The following is a 19,457-nucleotide window of genomic DNA, read 5'->3' on the forward strand; positions in this document are numbered from 1 at the left end:
CGCTGAGAGTCGGTACAGCACAGGAGCGGCTGCCTGCCGAGCCGCGAGACGAGGGAGATGCCATGCCTGTCCGGACGATTCCCGAACGGCGCCCGTGATGCACGTCCTGCACCTGGTCGTCACCGTCGTCACGATCGCCGCCAACGCCGGGATCGCCGTCGCGGACTTCGCGAAGGCGCCGTTCGTCCTTGCCAACTCGGCCGAAGTGGGCACCCCGCCGTCCTGGATCCCCACGCTCGGCGCACTGAAGGCCTGCGGAGCCGTCGGGCTCCTTCTCGGGCTTCTGGGCGTCCGGTCCATCGGCATCGCCGCCGCGATCGGACTCGTTCTCTTCTTCGGCGCCGCCATGGGCGTCCATGTCCGGGCCCGGGTGTTTCACAACATCGCCTTCCCCGGGATCTACCTTGCGCTGTCCGTCGCTTCCCTCGGACTCGTCGTCGGCCGATGATGTCGTCGGGCCGCTTCGATACTCAAGGAATTGATTAGTCATCTTCTTGGGTAAGATGCGGCGAGCCGAGGGAAAGGGGGGTGCCTCGATGGCCCTGCGACATGCCGTGCTGGCGGCGCTGCTGGACGGCGAGTACAGCGGATATCAGTTGGCGAAGGCGTTCGACATCGGCGTCGCCAACTTCTGGCACGCCCTGCCGCAGCAGCTCTACGCCGAGCTGACCAAGCTGGAGAGGGAAGGGCTGATCGCGGGCCGGCAGGTGGTCCAGGAGACCCGGCCCAACAAACGCCTGTTCCAGGTCACCGACGCCGGCCGGGCCGAGCTGGAGGGCTTCGCCGCGGCCTCCGCGAAGCCCTCGTCCATCCGCGACGATCTGCTCGTCAAGGTGCAGGTCGCCGACCGCGTCGGCACGGCGTCGGTGATCGGTCAGCTCACGGAGCGGGCGTCCGCGGCCGAAGGCAAGATCGAGCTCCTCGGCAAGCTCCTGCGGCAGCTCCGCGGTGACGTGGACGAGGAGGAGTTCCTCCGCCACGGCGAGCGGATCGGACCGTACCTGACGTGTCTGCGCGGCCTCTCCTTCGAGCGGGAGCACCGGGACTGGTGCCTGCGGATCGCGTCCGTCCTCAAGGAAAGGCAGTCCACCCGTGCCGAGCGGTGAGTACGTGCGTTACGTCGCGCTGGGCGACAGTCAGACCGAAGGTGTCGGGGACGGGGACGACGCCACCGGCCTGCGCGGCTGGGCCGACCGGCTCGCCGAGCAGCTCGCAGCCGTCGATCCCGGTCTCCAGTACGCCAACCTGGCCGTACGCGGCCGTGTCGCGGCCCAGGTCCGCGACGGGCAGCTGGGGCCCGCCCTGGCTCTGCGGCCCGATCTGGCCACCGTCGTCGCCGGGGTCAACGACGTGCTCCGGCCCCGGTTCGACGCCGCGGAGGTGGCCGGGCACCTGGAGGAGATGTTCGCCGCGCTCACGGCCGCCGGGGCCCGGGTGGCGACGATGACCTTCCCCGATGTGGGGAAGATCGCGCCCCTCGCCCGGCCGGTCCGAGGCCGGGTGTTCGAGCTCAACGCCCGGATCCGCGCCGCGGCCGCCCGCCATGGGGTCGCGGTCGCCGAGATCGACCTGCACGCCACCGCGTCCGACCCGCGTCTGTGGAGTACGGACCGACTCCACACCAGCCCCCTGGGTCACGAGCGGATCGCCGCCGCCGTCGCCCAGGCCCTGCACCTGCCCGGAAGCGACGACGCCTGGACCCGCCCCCTGCCGGCCCAGCAGGTTCCTTCCCGTCGGCAAGCCGCGGGCGCCGAAGTGCGCTGGGCCGCAGCGTTCCTCGGCCCCTGGCTCGGCCGCCGGCTGCGGGGCCGGTCCTCCGGCGACGGCCGCACCGCTAAACGCCCCCTGCTCCAGCCCCTGCGCGTCACACCCGACCCGCCCGGCTCACCCTCGGACACCGGTCAGGAGCAACTGACGTAGGAGAGGGCGCCCCTCGCCCCCTCCTCGGTGGACGGTCGGGGAGATCCCGTGGCGGGGTGCGCCCGCAGTCCGCATAGGCTGCTGCCGTTGGCCAACGCATCACTGTGGGGGGTACAGGGCCGATGAGCCATGCGAGGGATGCCTTCGAACCACTTCAGGCCGACGACCCGCCCGTGGTGGCGGGCTACCGGCTCGCCGCGCGGCTGGGGGCCGGTGGCATGGGCCGGGTCTACCTGTCGCACACCCAGGGCGGCCGTCCCGTGGCCATCAAGGTCGTGCGGCCGGAGCTCGCCGACGATCCGGACTTCCGGCGTCGGTTCGGCCGGGAGATCAAGGCGGCCCGGCGGGTCCGGGGGGCGTACACCGCCGAGCTGATCGACGCCGACGCGGACGCCGTACCGCCGTGGCTGGCCACGCTGTACGTGCCGGGGCCGTCGCTGACGGAGGCGGTGACCCGCGACGGACCACTGCCGGTGCCCGCTGCGCTGTGGCTGATGGCGGGGGTGGCCGAGGCACTGCAGGCCATTCACGCCGAGGGCATCGTGCACCGCGATCTGAAGCCGTCGAACGTGCTGCTGGCCGCCGACGGCCCACGGGTGATCGACTTCGGTATCGCGCTGGCCGCCGACGGGACCGCGTACACGGCGACCGGGGGCACGATCGGCACGCCCTCCTTCATGTCGCCGGAACAGGCGTCCGGGGGTGAGATCACGGCGGCGACCGATGTCTTCGCGCTCGCCCAGACCGCGGCGTTCGCGCTGCTCGGAAGGCCGCTCTACGGCGACGGTCCGGCCGTCAACGTGCTGTACCGGATCGTGCACTCCGAACCCGAGGTGTCCTCGCTCCCCGAGTCGCTGCGTCCGCTGTTCACCCGGTGTCTGGCCGCCGACCCGGCCGCGCGGGCCACGCCGGAGGAGATCGTGGAATGGTGCCGGGCCCGGCTCGGGGCGGACACCGACGCGGGTGGTGGGCCTGCCGTGTGGCGGGAGATCACCGGGCCCGAGCCTGTGGTTCCGGCACCGGTGCCGGAACCGACCCGCCCGCAGCCGCCGGTTCCCGCGCCGACGCTCGCCCATGCGCTTGCGCAGCCACAGTCCGTGTGGCCGACACCGCCGACGCCGACGCCGGAGCAACGTAAGGCCCGCAGGCGTCGCACAGCGCTGATCGCGACCGCCGGTGTGGCGGGAGGGGTGCTGGCCGTGGTGGCACTGGCCTGGTCGCTCATGGACGCCGTGGACCGGTTCGGCGACCGGAACACGACCGGCCCCACGGTCTCCGCGACGGGACCGGCCGCGCGGTCATCGGCTTCCGCTCCGGGAGCGGCGACGGGCCCCACCCCGGCTGCGTCCGGCGCCTCGGATCAGGCGAACGGCTCGGATCCGTCCGCGGTGGGGGCCGACGACGACGCGTCCGAGGACCCCGTGTTCCCGTCGGGCTCGCCCCGGGATCCGCGGCCCGAGGGGTTCGCCGGGGTCTGGCTGGACGCGAAGAACTCGCTGAGCCTCAAGAGCTCCGCGCCCGAGCTGAAGGGCCGGAAGGGTGACATCCGCTTCGGCTGCGAGTCGAACGGCTGCGAACTGAAGAGCGACAGCGTCGTGTTCATGCAGATGATGGGAGCACACGGCACGACCCTCGACGAGTGCCGCCTCATGCTCGAGAGCGCCGATAAGCACAGCTGGACACTGGCCGGAGCGGCGGCCGGTACCGAATTCTGCATGAAGGACGACGAGGGCAACATCGGGCTGTACGTGATCCAGACGAAGTCGACCGCCCTGCCGGACATCGCCTTCCTCACCGGAGACCTGACCGTCTGGCGGAACGCGGACCGGTAGGCCGCACGCCCTCCTCCGTCCCCGTGACCGCGACCGGGAGGACCAGGGCGCGCGGCGCCCGAGTGGCCCTGGTCCCCGGCCCGTTCAGTCGTGTGACCGGCCGGGCCGCCTGGTGAATCGGCGTAGTCCCCGCCGGGTGGGCTTGAGGGGCTCGTCCTCGGGGGCGGCCGGTCCCTGGGCCGCCGTCAGGACCGGCGTGGGCACGGGGGCCGGCCCTCCCACGTACTGGCTGCCCCGTTCGATCCGGCTCCGGACGGCCTGGGCCATGGCGTGGTGGGACGGTTCGCGCAACAGGCCCTCCGCGGACAACCGCTCCCACATGTTGAGCAGTTCCTTCCCCCGGGTCGCTATCTGGCTCTCGTCCCGCATCCGTTGCCACGCGGCCGTGGCACGGACCACCTCCGGCACTGACCGGCTCAGGTCGGTGCGACAGCGGATGCGGGCGACGGTCAGCGCGAGGGCGGTGGAGATCATGTAGTCGCCTCGGAGGTAGGCGATGTACGCCTCGATCGCCCGGGCCTCCAGTGACAGTTCGTCCTCCGCGCCCCGGCGCAGCGTCAGATGCTCCCGCAGGGCGCTGGCGAGGACGAACGCGACGTGCAGCTCCTCGCGCCGAGCGTGCCCGATGATCCGCTCCACGCGGGCGAGCGGAGGGAACGCCTCCTCCTCGGCGGCGGTCCGCTCGTGCCCGGGCGGCAGGTCCTCCTCCTCGGCGATGGTCCGGCTGGAGCCGTCGGGGTACACCCGGAGCCGCGCCACCTGCCGTACGCTGCGGTCGATGACGGTCGCCGCCACCGGAGCCCCCACCGCGCGGGCGAACATGGCTACGGCGTCGAGGATCGCCTCGTTGGGCGGCAGCGTGCCGCCCATGTCCAGCAGATGGCCGTTGACCACCGTGGACCCGTCCTCGGCCACGTACGCGTCGAGACGGATCAGCGGTGGCGCACCGATCGCGGGCAGGTTTCCCGTGTCACGGGGTGTCAGCGAGTGGGGCATCCGCTCAGGCTCCAGGTCGGACCGCGCCGAAATCGGGCAGGAAGGCAGGCGGCCCGCTCGTGGTCGAGCGTCCGGGCCGTGGAACGTGGACCATCCATCCACCTCCGATGTACATGCCCATGTGCAGTGCCGTCACTCTATTGGACGATCAGGCCGCAGGGCCGCCACGGACGTCCCTGCACCCGTTCGGACAGAAAGTCTGCCCCTGGGGCTCTGCCGGGCAGCTCGGGAAGCCCGTGGACACGGCCGGGACCGCCGTCGTCGCTGCCCGAAAGGTCATCCGAGCGGGTCACCGGACACCGGACGGGACCCGGTCGGGGCAGCCCCCGGCAAGGGGCGGCCCGGCCGTCGGCAACCGCCCCATGTCAGCCCTTCGCCACCGCCGTGGCCCGCCAAGGGGCCAGCCGCTGCACGTCCTTGGCCGTCTCCGTGACTCCGCTCAGGAAGCCCTGGGCGCGAGGGGACGCCGTGTCGCGGAGCCACTCCGGCGCTATGTCACACACCGCGACCTTCACGCCGGTGCCCGCCAGGGCCAGCGGGAGGGTGTGGACCACGGTGGACGGGAAGCTCAGCACCGTGTGGCCGATCGGGCCTCTGCGGGCGATGAGTTCCAGCGGCAGATCGGGGCGGACTATCTCCAGGCCGGTGGCGGCTTCCAGGGCGTGGAGTTTGTCCGCCGACTCGCGGCGGTGGGCGAAGTAGCGGGTCGCGCCGTGGGCACGGGCCAGCGAGGCGACCGCCTCCTCGTACGGGACGGGGTCGACCACGCCCGTCTCCACGAGGGAGGTGCCGACCAGGTCGGCGCCCTTGGTGATGAGGGGCGGGCCGAAGCGCTCCCGCGTCCAGGCGAAGGTGTTGGCCGTGACCTCGATGCCCTCGGGGGCGTCCACCGGCATCGCGGTGAACACCTCGACGGTGCGGGACGCCGACGGGGTGAAGCTGCGGCGCGCCGCGGTGGTGACCGGGGCCAGGAGCAGCTCGCGCGGGCCGCCGCTCCCCCGGCGGTGCCAGCGCACCAGGCGTTCGCCGCGGGCCAGCTGGGCGACGAACTCCATGGTGGCCGTGCCGTCGTCGACGACCGTGACCCGGCGGGCCCGGACCAGGGAGAGGAGCAGTTGCACGTACCGGGAGAAGGGGTCACCGATGACGATGCGGTCGGCCTTGCGGATCAGGCCGGTCAGCGCCCGCAGGGCCTTCAGAGGCGCGCCGGTCTCCCCGCGCGCCTCCTGCCAGCGGACGGTGATGCCCTCGTCGCGGGCCAGCTCCGCCATCCTGCGCAGCTGTCCGCGCGACATCGGGTCGACCGGGGGGAGGACGACGACCGTGGTGTCGGTTCCTCCCCGGGTGTGGGTCCACTCCAGGACGTTCAGGAGCTGGACCGGGCTCTCGACGAAGGCGAGGTTCACCGGTCGGCCCGTCAGACCGCGACCGGCTCGGCGGCCGGCGCGTTCTCGCCCTCGGCTACGACGCCCGCGACCCGGCGGAGCTTCTTCATCGGGCCGAGCTCGGACTCGTACACCTTCTTGACTCCGTCGCCGAGCGACGCCTCGATGGTGCGGATGTCGCGGACGAGGCGCGTGAGGCCCTGCGGCTCGACGGAGGCGGCCTGGTCGGAGCCCCACATGGCGCGGTCCAGGGTGATGTGGCGCTCGACGAAGGTGGCGCCCAGCGCGACGGCGGCGAGGGTCGTCTGCAGCCCGGTCTCGTGGCCGCTGTAGCCGATCGGGACGTTCGGGTACTCCTGCTGAAGGGTGTTGATGACCCGCAGGTTGAGCTCCTCGGCCTTCGCCGGGTACGTCGAGGTGGCGTGGCAGAGCAGGATGTTGTCGCTGCCGAGGACCTCGACCGCGTGACGGATCTGCTTCGGCGTCGACATGCCGGTGGAGAGGATGACCGTGCGGCCGGTGGCGCGCAGGGCGCGGAGCAGCTCGTCGTCGGTGAGCGAGGCGGAGGCGACCTTGTGCGCGGGGACGTCGAACTTCTCCAGGAAGGCGACGGCCTCGGTGTCCCACGGGGAGGCGAACCAGTCGATGCCGCGCTCGGCGCAGTGCTCGGCGATGGCGGTGTACTCGGCCTCGCCGAACTCGACGCGGTGGCGGTAGTCGATGTACGTCATCCGGCCCCAGGGGGTGTCGCGCTCGATGTCCCACTGGTCGCGCGGGGTGCAGATCTCCGGGGTGCGCTTCTGGAACTTGACCGCGTCGCAGCCGGCTTCGGCGGCCACGTCGATCAGCGCGATGGCGTTGTCGAGGTCGCCGTTGTGGTTGATGCCGATCTCGCCGGTGACGTAGACGGGGCGGCCGGGACCGGCGGTGCGGGAGCCGAACGTGCGCAGACGGGAGGTGTTGCTCATGGTGGTGCGTCCTTACTTGGTGGGGGTGGTGGCAGGGGTATCGGTGGTGAGGGTGGGGCCCAGCAGCCAGGCCGCGATCTCGCGGATGGCGCCGGAGCCGCCGGGGTTGGTGGTCACGGCGCGCGCGGCGGCGCGTACCGAGTCGTGGGCGCTCGCGACGGCGACGGGCCAGCCCGCCAGGCCGAAGCAGGCCAGGTCGTTGACGTCGTTGCCGACGTAGAGCACGCGGTCGGGAGCGATGGACTGCTCCTCGCACCACTGCTTGAGTGCCAGGTCCTTGCGGTCGATGCCGTGCAGGACGGGGACCTGGAGTTTGCGGGCGCGGGCGGCGACGACCGGGTTCTGTTCCGTCGACAGGATCAGGAGCGGTACGCCGGCCCGGCGCAGGGCGGCGATGCCGAGGCCGTCGCCCCGGTGCACGGAGACGATCTCGCGTCCGTCGGAGTCGATGAGGACGCGGTCGTCGGTCTGCGTGCCGTCGAAGTCGAGGACGACGGCGTCGATGTCCGCCCGGGTGGGGAAGGGCGAGGGGTCCAGGAGCGGCGCGAGGGCGCGGGCACGGGCCAGGTCGTGCGGGTCGTCGATCTCCAGGACCCGGGCCGGGTCGGTCGGCACGAGCGCCGTGTGGCCGAAGAAGCGGTGGCGGTGGGTGCGGAAGCCCTCGACGTCCATGGCGTACGCGGCGCCGGTCTCCAGGTAGTCCTGGGGCCGGTCCTGGCGGCGGGGGCGTACGGCCTTGTCGTGGTTGACGCCGTAGGTGTCCTCCTCGACCGCGCTGCCGTCGCGCCACACGAAGCCGTGGAAGGGCGCCACGGTGACGGCGGTGTCGGCGCCGTCACGGGCGACCGCGGTGGCGACGCCGTCGATGTCCTCGCGGGTGATGAAGGGGCTCGTGCACTGGACCAGGAGCACCACGTCGGCCTTCCGGCCGTGCGTCGTCGTCTCGTAGCTGTGCAGGGCGTGCAGGACCGCGTCCTCGCTGGTGGCGGTGTCGCCCGCGATGGCGGCGGGGCGCTGCACGCAGAGCAGCCGGGAGTCCTCCCCCAGGGCCTCCGCGGCGGCGACGGCCGCCGCGGAGATGGCCGGGTCGTCGGTGGTGACGACGACGTCCGTGACCTCGGGCGAGGCAAGGCAGGCGCGGACGGCACGGGCGACGAGCGGTACGCCGCCGACACGGGCGAGGTTCTTCGCGGGCACGCCCTTGGATCCGCCGCGGGCGGGGATCACGGCGAGCACGGTGGGGGGCGGGGTCATGGATGCTCCTGAATCGGTGGTCACAGCTCGCCCATCCGCCGGATCACGGGGGCGACCCGCTGGACGCCGTGGCGGTAGGCGCCGCGCGCCGCGTTGCGTACGGTTTCGCGGACCGCGCCCCGGACCCGTCCCGTCTCCTTGGGCGTGACGGCGCCCGGAAGCGGGTGGCCGTCGGGGCCCAGGTGGTAGCGGGCGAGGATGCCGGGGAGGTATCCGGGCGCGGTGGCGGGCGTGTAGTAGGGGGCGAGGCGGGGAAGCGGCCCGGCGGCGAGCAGTCCCGCCACCCGGGCGCGGGCGGTGTCGTAGGCCGTCCCGTAGGTGCCGTCGGCGGCGACGCCCTGGCCGGAGAGCCACTCCTCGTCGGGCTCGGGGCGCAGGCCCCCGTCGAGGTGGTCCCAGGACGTGATGAGTCCCGATCCGATGAAGTGGTGGTTGCCGAGTGCCTCGCGTACGCCGAGGTCGGAGAGGATCGCGGTCGGGATCCGCCGGTGCAGGGACTCCAGTGCGGCGGTCGAGGACACGGTGACCAGCAGGTCGGTGCGGTCCAGGACCTCGCCCATGTGCCCGTACACGAGGCGGAAGTTGGGCGGCAGGCCGCCGGGGATCCGCTCGGCGAGCCGCTGGTAGGGCAGCTCCTCGATGTGCGTGGTGTGCTCACCGGGCTTGGAGCGCAGCTTCAGCAGCACCTCGCGGGCGGGGTGCAGCCGGGCGTGCTCGACGAGCCGGCGCAGCAGGTAGGTGCGGTCGGCGCGGGAGGCCGGCACGGACGGCTGGGCGGCGAACACGACGGTGTCGCGCCCCTCCTCCGCCCGGTGCGGCTCCCCGCCGAGGAACGGCAGGGCGGCCTCCGTGACGGACGACGCGTCGGCGCCGACCCCTTCGTACACCGCGCGGAACCGCTCCCCGTCGTGGCGGGAGTTGGCGAGGACGACGTCCGCGCCGTGGCGCAGCAGAAGTCCGTCGGCGAGCTTCTCGTAGACGACCCCGACGTAGCCGGTGACGACGACGGGCCTGCGGGGCAGGTCCAGGGCGGCCAGGCCGTGCAGCATCGCCTGGACCGCGCCGCCCACGAGGGCGAGGACGACGACGTCGTACGCCTCGTCCCGCACCGTGTGCAGGAACTCGACCGCTGTCACCTCGCGCACCCGGTCGGCGTCGACGCCGACCTCGCCCACTTCGGCGAGCTGGCGGGGCGTCGGGGTGGCCCGGCCGCGCAGCAGCAGTCCGCTGATCTCCACGGGACGCCCGGCCGCTCCGGTCTCCGGGGCGGAGGAGAGGCGGCGCGCGGTGAGCGCGCCCCACTTCCACCGGGTGTCGGAGTCGGCGAGCACGGCGATGCGGAGGGCCGTACGGCCGGCTGCTGGTGTGGCGGCCGGAGCGGCCGCGTCATCGGTACGGGGGGGCACGTCGTAAAAGTTAGGAAGCCATTTCGATCCGCGGCCCAACGTGATGGCAACAGATGGTTAACAGCCGGTCGACGCTTGGGGATTCGCCCCTCCGAAGGGCCGAATCGGCCCCGTAGGACGACTGGTTCACCTTTCCGATGCGCGCCGTTCACTTTCCGTACGGGCGGGAGTCAGGGCGAATGCCGGGGCCGCCCCTAGCGTGAAGCGGGTGGTCAAGCTCTCCGTCATCGTGCCGTTCTACAACGTCCAGGCATACGCACCCGACACACTCAGAAGTCTGCGGGCCAATACCCGTGAGGATTTCGAGTTCATCCTCGTCGACGACTGCTCGACCGACGGGACGCCGGAACTGTTGCGCCGGGCCCGGGACGAGATCGAGGGGGTGGTCGTGCACCGGCATGAGCGCAACGCCGGTCTGGCCACCGCCCGCAACACCGGTCTGGACGCCGCCAGGGGCGAGTACATCGCCTTCCTGGACGGCGACGACTGGCTCGCACCCGGCCACTACGAGCGCCTGCTCGCCCGGACCGAGGCTCTGGGCTGCGCGTTCGTGCGCACGGACCACGTCCAGGTCACCGGCACGTCCCGCACGGTGCGCCGTGTCCCGCACGGCCTGCGCGGCGTGGTGAGCGACCCCCGGGACGCGATCCTGCCGGCCGGCCGGACGACCTCGGTCGACTACGCCTTCGCCTGGGCGGGGCTCTACCACCGCGGCCTGCTGGACCGGGGGCTGCTGCATTTCACCGACGGACTGCGCACCGCGGAGGACCGGCCGTGGATCTGGCGGCTGCACCGGGAGGCGGAATCCTTCGCGGTTCTCGGAACGCTGGGCCATTTCTACCGGCGGGGCGTCGCCTCGTCCCTCACGCAGATCGGCGACGAACGCCAGCTGGATTTCATCCGGGCCTATGACCAGGTGGTGTCCGATACGGCGGCGGACCGCGATGCCGGCATCCTGATGCCGAAAGCCGTCCGGACCTACTGCGCCGTTATTTCGCATCACGTCGGATCGATGGAGAAATTCGAACCGCCGGTGGCACGCAGGCTGAAATCACTCGCGTCGGCGGCGCTCGGAAGCATGCCCCGGCGCGTGCTCGACGACGTCCTGGACTCGATGGACACCGAAAGGGCGACCGTGTTGCGCAAGCTGCGCCGCCGGTCCGCCGACACCGAGGGAGCGACCGCCGCGTGACCGTCCAGATCTTCGTCGCCACCGGCGTCCACGGCACGGCCGTGCTCGCCGCGGCACTCGACTCGGGCTGCTTCGAGAGCGCCGGACGCCGCATCCTCCTGCTGTGCGACGACTCGGCGGTCCCCGAGGCGGCACCGCCGGCCGACGCGGCACCCGGGTTCGACCGGCTGCGCGGCCGCTTCGACGAGGTGCTCTCGTGGAACGACGCCGTCTTCCCGCTGCACCCGGGCGCCTGGACCCCCAGGCCCGACGACGTGCCCCTGTGGGAACGCCACCTGCGGCGCTTGTGGGGACTGGGGGACGAGGAGGTCGAGCTGGCCCTGGAATCCCCGCACGCCTCCCCCTCCCAGGCCGTCGCCCAGATCTTCACCGGCGGGCCGGTGACCGTGTACGCGGACGGGCTGACCGGCTACGGCCCGACCGGGGGCAAGATCCCACCGCTGATCGGCACCCGCGTCCGGCAGGTGCTCCACCCGGACCTGCTCCCCGGCCTGTCCCCGCTGCTGCTCGGTGAGTTCGACGCCGTACCCCGCCCGCTGCCCGCTCCGGCCCTGCTCAAGGTCTTCGCGGAACTCGCGGAGGCCGCGCCGGAGCCGGGGGCCCCGCAGGGCGCCGCGGTGCTGCTCCTCTCCCGGGCCGGGACGCTCCCCGCCGCCGAGGAGACGGAGCTCCTCCTGCGGATGGTCCGCGGCACGGCCGCCCTCGGCCACCCCCACCTCGTCCTGCGGCCCCACCCCAGCGGCCCGGCGCCCTCCCTGGCGGCCCTGCGGGCGGAAGCCGTACGCCTCGGTGTCGAGCTGACCGTCGCGGACTCCGCCCTCCCGGCCGAGGTCCTCTACGAGAGGCTGCGGCCCGCGCTCGTCGTGGGCACGTTCTCGACGGCGCTGCTCACCGCGGCCGTGTACTACGGCCTGCCGGTGGCGAGGACCGGGACGGGCACCCTCCTGGAGCGGCTCACCCCGTACGAGAACCCTGCGAGGATCCCGGTCACGATCGTCGACGCCCTGCTGCCCGACCTGACCGACCTGGCCGGCCCCGCCGCCGTGGCGGACCGGCCGCCGCTGACGGAGGAGACCGTGGCCGAGGCTCTCTACGGCCTGCTGCCGGCCGTCGCCTTCGCCATGCGGCCACGCGTCCGTCCGGACCTCCGCCCGGCGGCGGAGCGCTTCCTGTCGGCCCACCTGAACGCCCGGACCTGGCGCTACTTCAAACGCCGCCGCCTCGCCTCGCTGGCCCTCCCCGGCGTCGTACCCGCCCGGCTCGCCTTCGTCCGCAGGAACGCCACACTGCGCCGGCTCGCGCGGCGCGCACGGGCCCTGAAGCGGGGCGCGCGCCGCTGATCAGCCCAGCAGCCGCGTCAGCCCGAGCCGGGTCCACAGCATGGCCGCGCCGAAGGAGAGGGCCGTCGTCGCGGCGGTCACAGTGACGACCAGGGCCGCCGCGACCGGCAGCGAGAGGTCGGCGTCGACGAGTACGTCGGTGAGGACACCCAGCACCAGCACGTGGATCATGTACGCGCCGAACGAGGCGCCCGCCAGCCGGGTCAGCGCCGGGCGCAGACGCTCCGGGACGCGCAGCCGGTGAAGGGAGACCAGCACACCCGCGCTGAACAGGGCCACCAGGATGCTCGCGTACGGGATCGCGTAGTGCACCTCGTGCTGGTACGCGATGATCGCGGCCAGGAACGCCCCCGCCGGGAGCAGCCACCACAGGCTCCGCCTGCCGAACGTCCCGGCGGGCAGGGCGAGGACCAGCGCGCCGAGGACCGCGTAGATCAGCTGGTAGGGGCCGAAGCTCCAGCCGAAGCGCGGCAGTTCCAGGTCCGTGACCTTCCCCAGGTCGCCGAAGAGGGTCGGGGCGGCGCCCAGGACGAGGAGGGCGATGCCGAGGCCCCAGGGGCGCTTGCCGGACTTCACCAGGGCGGCGAAGGCCAGCAGCAGGATCACGGGGATGTAGGCGTACAGGTACCAGAGGTGGTACGCCGGGCGCACCGAGGCGAACAGCGCGTCGAACGCCAGCTCTCCGGCCGGGGCGTCGTTGGTGCCGCGCAGCCGGCCCCATGCCACGTAGAGCAGCGTCCACACGGCGAGCGGCACCACGATCCGCACGATGCGCTGCCACAGCTGCCGGCCGTCGCGGACGGGGGCGCCGACGAGGACGACCCATCCGGCGATCGCGAAGAACAGCGGGACGGCGAAGCGGCCCGCCGAGTCCGCCGCGAGGCCCGCCCAGTAGGTGCCGGGCCCGTTGGCGGCGTCGCGGCCCGCCGTGCTCACGAAGGCGGAGCCCGTGTGGCAGAGGATCACACCGACGGAGCAGAGCAGCCGGATCAGATCGATGTCGTACCGGTGTTCGCGGCGCGGGCGGGGTGCGGGGGCGGGCTCCGGGGACTGCGCGGGGGCAGGCGGGCCGGCCGGGGAGACAGAGGAAGACATGGTCAACGAAGGCTATGAACGGGCGGGTCCCGGGTGAACTCCGGTCAGGTGAACAGTCACTTCGTCCGGGTGTCCGGCAGGTGAAGGCCCCGTGCCGGCTCGGCGGTGCGAGGTCCCGGGAGACGCGGGAGCGGGGGTCCGGGGAACGGATCGGACAGGCCGAAGACCTCCCGCAGCTCGGCGAGGTTGGCGCGGGTGACCGACCACAGGTGCTCCTGCCTGCCGTGTACGTCGGCCACGGCGGCACCGTGGTCGTCGAGCACGGCCGCCGCACGCTCGGCGAGGCGGGCGCCCAGCGCACGGTCGTGGACGGAGACCCCCCAGTCGGGGCGGTCGATGTCGGCGAGGAAGTAGGCGAGCTTGGGGTGCGAGACCAGGCTGATGACCGGCGTGCCGCAGCCGAACGGGATCATGCCCGCGTGCCCGCGCATGCCGATGACCAGGCGCGTACGCCGGTAGAGCTCGCGGATGCGGTCGTTGGAGAACAGGTACAGCGGCTCCACCGGGAGGGCGATGCCGTGTTCCCTGCGCAGGTCGTGGACGAACTTCTCGTCGGCCGGCATGTGGGCCGCGTAACGGACCTCGGCGCGCTCACCGATGGCGCGCACGGCGGCGGCCGTCTCGGCCAGGAAGTGGCCGTAGTCATGGCCGAAGCGCAGGCCGGCGCGGTCGTAGGCGCAGTTGACCAGCACGGTGTCGTCCCGGCTCACGCCGTCGTCCAGGCCGGGGCCGAGGTGGCGGGCCACGGTCGTGGGACACGGCTGGTAGCGGACCCGGTCCCGTAGCTCCTCGGGCAGGAGTTCCCTGACCCGGTCCACCGAACCGTGGTTCCGCAGGCCGAAGAAGGCCGACTTCCCGACGAGGGCGCGCAGGCTCTCCGCGAAGCGCTCCCTGCGGTAGCGCTGGCCGTCGAAGACGTTGTAGCCGACCGCGAAGACGGCGAGCGGCGCGGTGATCCGGGCCAGGACGTCGTCGGGGATGTTCCACTGCCAGCCGCTGTTGCTGTTGGGCGCGGTGTCCGGGAGGAAGAGCCCGCCGCCGCCGACGACGATGCCGCGCCGGGCGTTGAGCTCGTCCAGGGCGGGCTCGTCGACCAGCCGGTGCACGGACCGCTCGTGCCAGCGGGCGGGCCCGGTGTCCGGGCCGAAACACATGCGCACCGCTTCGGGGAGCACCTTGTCACCCGCGTTCTCCTGGCCGTCGGCGAACAGGGCGACATGGGCGAGCTGTTCGGCCGCGGGGCCCTCGGCGGGGGCCGCGGCGGTGCGCGTACGGACGTGCCAGGCGTGGCAGTTGCCGTCGGTGGGGTCGGCGTCGAGGCCCTCCCGCGCGTACGCGGCCGCGTCCTCGGTCCTGCCCAGCAGCCAGGCGAGCCGGGCGAGCTGGCCGTAGGCGCGGGCGGCGAAGTCCGGTGACACGGTGGCCAGGAGGAGATGGGCCTCGGCCTCCTCGTAGCGGGACAGGGCCATGAGGCTGATGCCCAGCGTCTCCTGGCAGCGCGGCAGGTCCGGCCGGTCCGCGACGGCGGCGGTCAGCAGGGCGACGGCCTCGTCGTACCGGCCCTGCTGCCGGTGCACCTCCGCGACCCGGCGGACCAGGTCCACCGGCGCACGCCCCTCCTCGGGGAACGGCAGGGCGCAGTGCAGAAGCATTTCGGGGTGGGTGGTGCCCGGGAGGGCGCAGTAGGCGGCGCGGAATGCCGCGTCGTCCAGCTCGAATCGTGCGCGCGCCTCGTGTGCCGGTGTGCCGGGGACGGGGTCCTCGCCGAGGTGCAGGACGACGGTGCTCCCCGGCACGGGGATGCCGTCGTACAGCTGTCCGGCCGGGAAGTCGTAGGGGGTGCCGAGCGGTTCGAGGACTCCCGCCTGCGTCAGCGCGCGGTGCACCACGTCCTCGCCGCCTCGGGCGAGGGTGTCGAGCAGGTCGTCCGTCACGTCCTGGCGCTGGATGACCAGCAGCCCCTCGTCCCGCACGGTCCGTCCGCCGCCGGGGGCGGGCTGCGGCACGGCGGCCACTCCGGTGCGCCGGGCCAGCAGCGGGCGGAGGGAGCCGAGGACGACCATGCCGGGGCCGAGCGCGATGACGGTGTCGTAACCGGTCGCCCTGAAGGCGTCGAGGCGGCTCTCCGCGATACGGGGGACGAGGCGCGGGTGCAGCCTGCGGGCGGCGGCGAGCGCGGAGTCGGGCAGTCCGGGGTGCAGGAGGAGGAAGTCCTCGCAGACCGCCGGGTCCGCCAGCGCGAGGCTGCGCAGCAGCACCAGGAGGCCGGGCATCCGCTCCTCGTCGGCGTAGGCGGCGAAGGCGATCCTCCGCTTCCCGGTGACGGCGCTCCGGTCGTCGGCCTCGGGCAGGGGCAGGGCCGGGGCGGGCCGTCTGTCCTCGGTGGGCTCGGCGGGGCTGTTCATCGCAGCTCGGTCCTCATCTCGGTCTCGTCCTGGTGTGTGGCCCGGGCGGCGACCCACTCCCGCTCGCGCGGCAGGAGCTGCCCCGGCAGCCCGAAGCCGATGAGGTCCAGGCGGTCGGCCGCGTCCAGGAAGTCCAGGAGCCTGAGCACGGTGAACGCGGTGGTGGTCCGGGCCCCCCAGCCGTCCTCGCCGAGCAGCGCCGGATCGTCCAGGGGACGCCGCAGCGAGGCGTCCCCGATCCGGTCCTGCGCGCCGGCGACCAGGCGGGCGCGCAGCGAGCGGCGCCACTGTGACAGCGGGTCGCCGAAGACCAGCCGAGTGCCCGCCGGGCGGTCCCAGGCGGGACCGGTCCACGGGGCGTCGCCCCGCAGGGTGACCGCGTGCAGGTCGGTGCGCGGGGCGGCGGGCGGGAGGGTGTCGCAGCGCACCACCAGGTCGTAACCGTCGATCAGCTTGGCGAGCGCGCTGCCGGGGTCCCGTTCCTCGTCGGCGATCCGGGCCGTGCCGGCGACCAGGCAGACGGAGCGGCCGTCGATCGTGCGGCGCAGGGCGCCGGCCCCGGCGGGTTCCGCGCCGCCGAGCAGCGGGTCGGCCATCCGGTCCCGGTCCAGGAGCCGGCGGTAGGCGGCGTACCGCGCGGTGAGGCGGCGGACGGCCGGGTCGGCCGTGCCGCCGCGCTCGGCGGTGTGCCGGCGCACGAGCTCGGCGAAGACCGTACGGGCCTGTCCGGCGGGGGCGTTGTGCAGCGCCCGCAGGGCCGCGCCGTCCTCGCCGGGGAGCAGCACGGCGGCCTCGTCCAGGCAGGCGCGGAGGTCCTGGAGCGTGGCGACACGGCGCACGATGTCGTCGGCCGCCGCCGGGTTCCGCTGAAGCGCCAGGTGTTCCCCGTACGCCTGCTCCGCCTCGTCCCGGCGGCCCAGCGCGTCCAGGGCGCTTCCACGCAGCCGCCACGCGCCCTTGGACCTGGCGCGCAGCGTGGTGGCCTCGACGGCGATGTCCAGGGCGAGGTGCGTCTCCTTCTCCCCGCCGGCCTCCAGGGCTCGCTGCCCGGTGCGGAGCAGGGCGTCGAAGAGGTCGTCCCCGTCGCTTCCGCAGGCCGTGGTGAGGCCGCCGATGGCGGCGAGGAGCCGGGTCTGCGGGGCGTCGCCCGTGGGACCGCCCGCGGTGAGCCCCGTGAGGTAGTCGCCGCACAGGCGCAGTGCGGCCGTGGGGGCGGGCCGCGTCGTTGACCCCTGGCCGGTTCTCGCCCGCACTGCCTTGAGCAGCCCCGTGAAGGTCTGGCCCATGCTCGTTCCGCCGTTCTGTCATCAGTGGCCGGCCGGGGCGCGCGCCCCGGTTCCGGGGTCAGAGGCCCAGGCTGGTGCGGGTGCGCCGCACGGTGCGGCGCAACCGGATCGCCGCTCCTCGCGGGCCGCCGCCGGGCAGCGTGAGCTTCTGCAGGCGGCGCCGTTTGAAGTAGTGCTGCGTGCCCGTGCCGAGGTGGTCCCGCAGCCAGGCCTCGGCCTCGGCGCGCAGCGTGGGGTGGAGCCCGGACTGCATGCAGTAGCCGACGGTCCTGACCAGCGGCGCGAGGGTTTTCGGTGCTGTGGAGGGGAGTCCGGGCACGGGCTCGCCGGCCATCTCGTCCAGGTCGGGCACGAGGTGGTCGACGATCGTCAGCGGGATGCGGTTGCTGTTCTCGTACGGGGTGATGCGGTCCAGGACGAGGCGGGTGCCGACACGGGCGACGGGGATGCCGTAGTAGGCGGCGGCGGTGAACATCGCGGTCGAGAAGCAGCCGACGACGAGCGTGGGCGCGCACCGCTCGTAGAGGGTCTCCGCGAGCAGCGGGCTGTCGAGGGTGGTCAGCCGTATCCCCAGTGCGGTGGCCGCGTCGTCCAGGGCCCTGGAATAGCGGGCCGGTGCGGTGGGGTGGGGCTTGAAGAGGACGGAGGTGTGGCCGGCCCGCGCCGCGCCGCGCAGCATGCGCAGGTGCAGGTCCTCCTCCTCCTCGGCCGTGAGGATGTTCAGCGCCGCGAGGTACTGACCGAGGAGCACGGCCGTGGGCGCCTCGGCCTCGGCCTCCGCGAGCCTGCGGTCGCCGTCCGCCGCGCCGGCGATCTCGCCGAGGACCTTGCGGAAGGCGTCGTCCGGGACGAGCTCGGGTTCGACACCGGATTCGGCGAGGAGGAGCGGTCGCAGTCCCGGTACGAGATCCAGGTGGAGCACTCGCTGGACGCGGCAGGCGATGGACCGCGGCACCTTGTTGCGGGTCGGGCCGTAGCTCATCAGCCCGTCCGCGTAGACGTGCACGGCGCTCTCGGAGAAGATCGCGGCCAGCGCGCGGGCCGGGTTGACCTGGATGGACTCGACGGCGAGGTCGACGGGGGCCTCGGGGTCGATGCCCCAGGCGAGGCGGAAGGCGCGCTGCCAGAGCTCGGTCTCCTCGGCGCGCGGCCCCCAGCCGCTCGGGTGGTGCGGGCTGATGGCCTCGTTCCAGTCGACGACGGAGTCGAAGCGGGCGGCGATGTCCCCGTAGCCCCGCATCTCCTCCAGCCGGAGGGCGGTCTCGGGGATCGCGGCGTTGTTGGTCACGAGCAGGACGCGGTGGCTGTCCTGCCCGGGTCCGAACTGTCCGGCGTCCAGCGCCGCCGCGAGTGTGGCCGCCCCGTAGAGGGTCGACACCTGGAAGATCTGGGTGCGCGTGGGCATGGGTCAGGCGGCCTTCTGCTTGTCACGCAGGCGGTTGAGCAGGGTGCTGCGCCTGGTGTCCATCATCGTCAGGGTGTGGTCGAGCACCTGCTGCGGCATGCGGTGCAGGGCGGCTGCCGACTCGTGGCGCAGACGCCGGAACGTCGCGGGTTCGTAGGCGTCCGCCTTCTCGTTGTGGAAGGCGATCATCGCGCAGTAGGTGCGGACCGCCTTGGGAAGGAGGATCTCCGCGTCGGGGTCCTGGAGTATCTCGTCGATCAGCGTGTCGTAGGCGGGGAAGAAGTCCAGCTGGCGGGAGTCCTTGATCTGCGTCAGGGACGTGGTGACACCGCGCCGGTAGAAGACGCCGTACAGGTTGAGCGCGGCGTAGGTGCGGGCCCGCAGGTGCAGCTGCCAGATCCACAGCCGGTCCTCCGCGGTGCGCAGCCGGGTGGTGAAGCGGTGGCCGCCGTCCTCGAAGAGCCGCCGGTGGTAGACGCCCGCCCAGACGAAGGGGTAGTCGACCATGGTCTCCCATTCGGGGGCCGCGATGCCCTCGCGCGGATCCAGCACGGTGTCACGGAGCCGGGCGGGCGCCCGCTTCACGACGCGGCTGGTCCCGGTGGCCTGGACGTGGTCGGTGCGGGCGAAGTCGCAGTCCAGCTCGGCGGCGGCGTGCAGCAGCCGGCCCAGGTGGCCGGGGGCGTACCAGTCGTCGCCGTCGAGGAAGGTGACGAAGTCGCCCCGGGCCGCGTCGATGCCGCTGTTGCGGGCCGCCGCGATGCCCACGTTCTCCTCGTGCCGGATGACCTCCGCGTGCGGGAGTCTGTCGGCCCAGCGGTCGACGACGGCCGGCGTCTCGTCCGTGGAGCAGTCGTCGACCAGCAGGAACTCGATGTCCGGGCCCGCGTTACGGGCAAGACTGCCCAGCGTCGTGTCGGCGTAGGCACCGACATTGTGGAACGGAACGACAACGGACAGCTTCGGCACGCGG

The 19,457-nt window shown here is 73.1% G+C and carries 16 protein-coding genes; 6 read left to right on the plus strand and 10 right to left on the minus strand.

Annotated elements, in window-relative coordinates; genetic code table 11:
- Positions 1-97: 97 nt before the first annotated feature.
- From ACZ32T_RS07495 to ACZ32T_RS07510, 4 genes are all read left to right on the plus strand, one after another.
- The gene (locus ACZ32T_RS07495) at positions 98-448 is read left to right on the plus strand and encodes a DoxX family protein (RefSeq protein WP_467365819.1); all 351 of its coding nucleotides are present in this window, start codon (positions 98-100) and stop codon (positions 446-448) included.
- Positions 449-536: 88 nt separating this feature from the next.
- Complete coding sequence (locus ACZ32T_RS07500) at positions 537-1,106, plus strand: PadR family transcriptional regulator (protein WP_467268348.1); 570 nt, start codon at positions 537-539, stop codon at positions 1,104-1,106.
- The gene (locus ACZ32T_RS07505) at positions 1,093-1,920 is read left to right on the plus strand and encodes an SGNH/GDSL hydrolase family protein (protein ID WP_467365821.1); all 828 of its coding nucleotides are present in this window, start codon (positions 1,093-1,095) and stop codon (positions 1,918-1,920) included. The genes ACZ32T_RS07500 and ACZ32T_RS07505 overlap by 14 nt, the downstream gene beginning before the upstream one ends.
- A gap of 122 nt (positions 1,921-2,042) precedes the next feature.
- On the plus strand, positions 2,043-3,752 hold the full coding sequence (locus ACZ32T_RS07510) for a serine/threonine-protein kinase (protein WP_467365823.1): 1,710 nt from the start codon (positions 2,043-2,045) through the stop codon (positions 3,750-3,752).
- A gap of 84 nt (positions 3,753-3,836) precedes the next feature.
- On the opposite strand, the gene ACZ32T_RS07515 is transcribed toward ACZ32T_RS07510, so the two are convergent.
- The 5 genes from ACZ32T_RS07515 to ACZ32T_RS07535 form a co-directional block, all read right to left on the minus strand.
- On the minus strand, positions 3,837-4,748 hold the full coding sequence (locus ACZ32T_RS07515; RefSeq protein WP_467365825.1) for a hypothetical protein: 912 nt from the start codon (positions 4,746-4,748) through the stop codon (positions 3,837-3,839).
- A 365-nt stretch (positions 4,749-5,113) separates the two neighbouring features.
- Positions 5,114-6,154: a hypothetical protein gene (locus ACZ32T_RS07520; RefSeq protein WP_467268356.1), complete on the minus strand. Its 1,041-nt coding sequence runs from the start codon at positions 6,152-6,154 to the stop codon at positions 5,114-5,116.
- Positions 6,155-6,165: 11 nt separating this feature from the next.
- The gene (locus ACZ32T_RS07525) at positions 6,166-7,101 is read right to left on the minus strand and encodes an N-acetylneuraminate synthase family protein (RefSeq protein WP_467268358.1); all 936 of its coding nucleotides are present in this window, start codon (positions 7,099-7,101) and stop codon (positions 6,166-6,168) included.
- Positions 7,102-7,113: 12 nt separating this feature from the next.
- Positions 7,114-8,355, minus strand: coding sequence for a cytidylyltransferase domain-containing protein (locus ACZ32T_RS07530; protein ID WP_467268360.1), 1,242 nt, complete (start codon positions 8,353-8,355; stop codon positions 7,114-7,116).
- 20 nt (positions 8,356-8,375) lie between these two features.
- Complete coding sequence (locus ACZ32T_RS07535) at positions 8,376-9,761, minus strand: DUF6716 putative glycosyltransferase (RefSeq protein ID WP_467268363.1); 1,386 nt, start codon at positions 9,759-9,761, stop codon at positions 8,376-8,378.
- Between the two features lie 208 nt (positions 9,762-9,969).
- Here ACZ32T_RS07535 and ACZ32T_RS07540 point away from each other — a divergent pair, with 208 nt between their 5' ends.
- Positions 9,970-10,953 (plus strand): glycosyltransferase family 2 protein, encoded by a 984-nt coding sequence (locus ACZ32T_RS07540; RefSeq protein ID WP_467365827.1) that lies wholly within the window; start codon positions 9,970-9,972, stop codon positions 10,951-10,953.
- Positions 10,950-12,293 carry a polysialyltransferase family glycosyltransferase gene (locus ACZ32T_RS07545; protein ID WP_467365829.1) on the plus strand — a complete coding sequence of 448 codons (1,344 nt, stop codon included), beginning with the start codon at positions 10,950-10,952 and terminating at the stop codon, positions 12,291-12,293. Before ACZ32T_RS07540 ends, ACZ32T_RS07545 begins: the two co-directional genes overlap by 4 nt.
- On the opposite strand, the gene ACZ32T_RS07550 is transcribed toward ACZ32T_RS07545, so the two are convergent.
- The 5 genes from ACZ32T_RS07550 to ACZ32T_RS07570 are packed head-to-tail and all read right to left on the minus strand — an operon-like array spanning position 12,294 to position 19,453.
- A complete protein-coding gene (locus ACZ32T_RS07550; RefSeq protein ID WP_467365831.1) occupies positions 12,294-13,388 on the minus strand; it encodes an acyltransferase in 1,095 nt (364 codons plus the stop codon).
- Between the two features lie 56 nt (positions 13,389-13,444).
- The gene (locus ACZ32T_RS07555; RefSeq protein WP_467365833.1) at positions 13,445-15,793 is read right to left on the minus strand and encodes a polysaccharide pyruvyl transferase family protein; all 2,349 of its coding nucleotides are present in this window, start codon (positions 15,791-15,793) and stop codon (positions 13,445-13,447) included.
- Positions 15,790-17,079, minus strand: a complete 1,290-nt coding sequence (locus ACZ32T_RS07560) for a hypothetical protein (RefSeq protein WP_467365835.1) — start codon at positions 17,077-17,079, stop codon at positions 15,790-15,792. The genes ACZ32T_RS07555 and ACZ32T_RS07560 overlap by 4 nt, the downstream gene beginning before the upstream one ends.
- A gap of 58 nt (positions 17,080-17,137) precedes the next feature.
- Positions 17,138-18,484 carry a polysialyltransferase family glycosyltransferase gene (locus ACZ32T_RS07565; RefSeq protein ID WP_467274494.1) on the minus strand — a complete coding sequence of 449 codons (1,347 nt, stop codon included), beginning with the start codon at positions 18,482-18,484 and terminating at the stop codon, positions 17,138-17,140.
- Between the two features lie 3 nt (positions 18,485-18,487).
- On the minus strand, positions 18,488-19,453 hold the full coding sequence (locus ACZ32T_RS07570) for a glycosyltransferase family 2 protein (protein WP_467365837.1): 966 nt from the start codon (positions 19,451-19,453) through the stop codon (positions 18,488-18,490).
- Positions 19,454-19,457 lie beyond the last annotated feature (4 nt).

This window comes from Streptomyces sp. NPDC023573, from assembly GCF_055559735.1.

What these genes read in the sequence shown, in the direction of transcription:
- ACZ32T_RS07495 (WP_467365819.1), top strand. Translation starts at nt 98, where the DNA reads ATGCACGTCCTGCACCTGGTCGTCACCGTCGTCACGATCGCCGCCAAC.
- ACZ32T_RS07500 (WP_467268348.1), top strand. Translation starts at nt 537, where the DNA reads ATGGCCCTGCGACATGCCGTGCTGGCGGCGCTGCTGGACGGCGAGTAC.
- ACZ32T_RS07510 (WP_467365823.1), top strand. Translation starts at nt 2,043, where the DNA reads ATGAGCCATGCGAGGGATGCCTTCGAACCACTTCAGGCCGACGACCCG.
- ACZ32T_RS07515 (WP_467365825.1), bottom strand. Translation starts at nt 4,748, where the DNA reads ATGCCCCACTCGCTGACACCCCGTGACACGGGAAACCTGCCCGCGATC.
- ACZ32T_RS07525 (WP_467268358.1), bottom strand. Translation starts at nt 7,101, where the DNA reads ATGAGCAACACCTCCCGTCTGCGCACGTTCGGCTCCCGCACCGCCGGT.
- ACZ32T_RS07530 (WP_467268360.1), bottom strand. Translation starts at nt 8,355, where the DNA reads ATGACCCCGCCCCCCACCGTGCTCGCCGTGATCCCCGCCCGCGGCGGA.
- ACZ32T_RS07550 (WP_467365831.1), bottom strand. Translation starts at nt 13,388, where the DNA reads ATGTCTTCCTCTGTCTCCCCGGCCGGCCCGCCTGCCCCCGCGCAGTCC.
- ACZ32T_RS07555 (WP_467365833.1), bottom strand. Translation starts at nt 15,793, where the DNA reads ATGAACAGCCCCGCCGAGCCCACCGAGGACAGACGGCCCGCCCCGGCC.
- ACZ32T_RS07560 (WP_467365835.1), bottom strand. Translation starts at nt 17,079, where the DNA reads ATGGGCCAGACCTTCACGGGGCTGCTCAAGGCAGTGCGGGCGAGAACC.
- ACZ32T_RS07565 (WP_467274494.1), bottom strand. Translation starts at nt 18,484, where the DNA reads ATGCCCACGCGCACCCAGATCTTCCAGGTGTCGACCCTCTACGGGGCG.